General features: G+C 75.4%; 2 protein-coding genes and 1 pseudogene. All 3 read right to left on the reverse strand.

Features of this window, described 5'->3' with window-relative positions; translation table 11 throughout:
- On the reverse strand, window positions 1-864 hold an 864-nt coding region (locus PROKR_RS13155), incomplete at its 3' end, for an HAD-IIA family hydrolase (protein ID WP_036963952.1).
- A complete protein-coding gene (locus PROKR_RS32710) occupies window positions 861-2,051 on the reverse strand; it encodes a hypothetical protein (RefSeq protein ID WP_157602048.1) in 1,191 nt (396 codons plus the stop codon). The genes PROKR_RS13155 and PROKR_RS32710, both read right to left, overlap by 4 nt.
- Window positions 2,027-2,947, reverse strand: a pseudogene (locus PROKR_RS36925) (hypothetical protein); the annotation flags it as partial. The pseudogene PROKR_RS36925 and the gene PROKR_RS32710, both read right to left, overlap by 25 nt.

The raw sequence follows: 2,947 nt of genomic DNA on the forward strand, positions 1-2,947 counted from the left end.
GCCGCCGGACACGTACCAGCCGTCCGCGAGGACGGGGACCTGGTGCGGCTCCAGCAGCGCCCGCAGGTCGGCGCCGAGGAACGACGGGCGCTCCCCCGGCACGGCCAGGACGGCGTCGCGCGCCGTCGACACACCGGTGAGCACATGCAGCCCCGGGTACCCGCCGCCGCGTGCGCCCGCGAGATCCGTGTCGAGCCGGTCCCCGATCACCAGCGGCCGGCTCGCCCGGGCCCGCTCGACGGCGAGCCGGTACATCGTGGGCGACGGCTTGCCGGCACTGTCCGGGGTGACCCCCGTCGCGGCCACCACAGCGCCCACGAGGGCGCCGTTCCCCGGCGCGAACCCGCGTGCCGTCGGCAGCGACAGGTCCAGGTTGCTCGCCACGTGCCAGGCGCCCCGGCTCACGGCGTACGCCGCCTCGGCGAGCTGGGTCCAGCCCAGCTCGGGGGTGTACCCCTGGGCGACGGCGTCCGGGTCGTCGTCCGCCGACTCCACCACGGTGAAGCCGGCCGACCGCACCGCGGTGACCAGGCCCTTGCCGCCGACGACGAGCACCTTGGCGCCCGCGTCGAGCCGCGTGGTCAGCAGCGCCGCGCACGCCTGCGCCGCGGTCATGACCTCGTCCGGGTCGGTCGGGATGTCGAGGCCCGTGAGCTGGCCCGCGACGTCCTCCGGCTCGCGCGACGCATTGTTCGTCACGAACAGCAGCCGCATGCCACCGGACCGCGCCGCGGCCAGGCTCGCCGAGGCGTGCTCGATCGGCAGATGCCCCTTGTACGCCACGCCGTCCAGATCGACGAGCGCGAGGTCGTAGGCCGCGGCGAGCGGGGCGTCGCTCGCCAGCAGGCCGGCGGTCGCCGTCACTCCTTCTCCTGCCCGACGCCGGACCGGTCACCCTGGGCGGGAGCCGTCGGGGTGGTGTCGGCCGGCTCGGCGGGCTCGGCGACGGCGGTCGGCTGCGTGGCCGACTCCTCGCCGGGCTCGGCGGCGCTCGGCTCGACGGAGGTCGCCTCGGGCTCGTCGGCGTCGATCACGGCGTCGGGGGCATCGGCGGAGCCGGACTCCTTCTCGTCGGATCCGGCGTCGGCGGCCGACGGGTCGTCATCCGACTCGCCGTCGCCCTCGTCCTCATCGTCGTCCTCGCCCTCGTCATCCGACTCAGGCTCGTCCGGCGAGTCGGCCGAGTCGGCGGAATCAGCCGAATCGGCGGAGTCTGCCGAGTCACCGGAATCAGCCGAGTCACCGGAATCAGCCGAGTCACCAGAATCGGCGGAATCCCCGGACTCCTCGTCCTCGTCAGACTCCTCGTCGTCCTCGTCCTCGTCCTCGTCCTCGTCCTCGTCAGAGTCTTCCTCGTCGTCCGAGTCCTCCTCGTCCGCGAACTCCTCCGGGTGGTCGGCGGCGTACTCCTGCTCGGCGAGCTCCGCGTCCTCCTCGACGTCGAACACGGTGATGTCCTCGTCCGGGGTCTGCGCACCGATCGCGCGCTCGAGCGCCTCGCTGTCCACGGTGGCAAGGAGGGCGGCGGCCTCGTCCGCGCGGCCGGCGGCCTCGAGCGCGACCGCGCGGGCCTGCACCACGCGCAGCCCGAGGTCGCCCTGGGCGTCCTCGGCCGAGACCTTGTCGAGCACGGCCAGGGCGGCATCGTGCTCGCCCAGGTCGGAGCGGGCGCCGCTGGCCACGATCGCAAGCTCGATGCGTCCGGTCGCGTCGAGCGTCGCGGCCTCCTCCGAGGCGGCGAGCGCCAGTGCGCGCTCCGGACGGCCGAGGCCGCGCTCGGCGTCGGCCATGATCGGCAGGTGCTCGGAGGAGCCGTTCAGCCGGCGGACGGTGCGCAGCTCGCGCAGCGCCTCGGCGTACCGGTTGGTGTGGTACGCCGCGAGGCCGGCGGCCTCACGGACGATGTCGATGCGCCCTGCGCCGCGCACCGCGGCCTGGGTGTGCTCGTAGGCACGCTCCGGGTCGACGTCGAGCAGCCGGCCGGCCATCACCAGGTGCAGCCCGACGTACTCGGCGTGCTCCTTGCTCAGCCCGCGCAGGCGTGAGCGCACGTCGCGGTCGAGCTGGCTGAACGAGGCGTCCTCGGCGATCTCCGGCTCGGGGAGCCGGGGTGCGCGCTCCTCGCCGGCGTCCTGGCGCGGACGGTCGTCACGGTCGCCGAACGAGCGACGCGGACGGTCACCGCCACGGTCGTCACGTCGCGGACGGTCGCCACCACGCTCGTCGCGACGGGGCCGGTCACCTCCGCGGTCGTCACGGCGTGGGCGGTCGCCACCACGGTCCTCGAACGATCGACGCGGGCGGTCGTCGTTCCCCCGGAAGGGGCGCGCCCCTCCGTCGCGCCCGCCGCGCTCGTCACGGTCGCCGTACGAGCGACGCGGCCGGTCGTCGTCGTTGCGCCGGAAGGATCGGTCCCCCTCGTCACGACGCGGGCGGTCACCCCCGCGGTCCTCGAAGGAACGTCGGGGACGGTCGTCGAACGACCGCTGCGGGCGGTCGTCACGCCCGCGGCCGTCGCGCGCGCCCCGGTCGTCGCGGTCGCCGTAGGGACGACGGGGCCGGTCGCCGCGGTCGTCGAAGGAACGACGCGGGCGGTCGTCGTCCCGGCGCGGGCCCCGGTTGTCCCGGTCGTCGAAGGAGCGGCGGGGCCGCTCGTCGTCGTTTCGCCGAGACGGGCGGTCACCGTCGTTGCGCCGCGGCCGGTCGCTACCGCGGTCCTCGAAGGACCGACGAGGACGGTCGTCGTCCCGGCGCGGGCCGCTGCCCCCACGGTCCTCGAACGAGCGACGCGGACGGTCGTCGTCGCGGCGTGCCGGTCGGTTCCCACCGCGGTCGTCGAAGCTGCGCCGCGGACGGTCGCCCTCGTCGCGGCGGGGACGGTCGCCCCCGCGGTCCTCGAAGGACCGGCGCGGCCGGTCGCCGAACGAACGCTGCGGCCGGTCGTCCC

This window comes from Promicromonospora kroppenstedtii DSM 19349 (genome assembly GCF_000515355.1).
Classification (GTDB): Bacteria; Actinomycetota; Actinomycetes; order Actinomycetales; family Cellulomonadaceae; genus Promicromonospora; species Promicromonospora kroppenstedtii.